This window comes from Arcobacter sp. CECT 8989, assembly GCF_004116715.1.
In the GTDB taxonomy this organism is placed as follows: Bacteria; Campylobacterota; Campylobacteria; order Campylobacterales; family Arcobacteraceae; genus Halarcobacter.
This window is the reverse complement of record NZ_PDKE01000068.1, coordinates 1-455: the sequence shown is the minus strand read 5'-3', so window position 1 is coordinate 455 and position 455 is coordinate 1. Positions and strand designations below refer to the sequence as shown.

At 28.4% G+C, this 455-nt stretch carries 1 protein-coding gene; it reads right to left on the bottom strand.

Annotation, left to right across the window (positions count from 1 at the left end; translation table 11 throughout):
* Positions 1-97: diguanylate cyclase domain-containing protein (locus CRV02_RS15170; protein WP_375137090.1), on the bottom strand; the 97-nt coding region annotated here is incomplete at its 3' end.
* Positions 98-455: the final 358 nt, after the last annotated feature.

Here is a 455-nt window from a genome sequence, read left to right as displayed (position 1 = left end):
CTCTAATATTTTCATTTAAAGTCTTAGCTACAATTTTGATTGCATTATCTCCAATATCATGGCCATACGCATCATTTTCCCTTTTAACGTACTCAATTTCATGCCTTCATACACCATATGCTACACCAGAACGCTTTGTCTGATAAGCATTATTTGCAACAGCCTGCTCTATATATTTTCTCTTATTTCTCTTCATTAACGTATCTGCTTCGGGCTTGTTTTCTACATTATTCATAAGCTTTTTACTTCAATTACCGTTTTTTCTGCATTAACAAAATTCTGGATTTTATGTATTATTTTTTTTTCTTCAATTGGTTTAATTACCGTATTCGGTTAAAATGAAAAAATTAAAATCAGCTAAATTGAAATAACATAAAGCAAACAAAAAAAAGTTTTTTTTACACAATAAGGACAGGCAGGAAAAGTAATTTTAAACTATATTGTTTTCATATTTT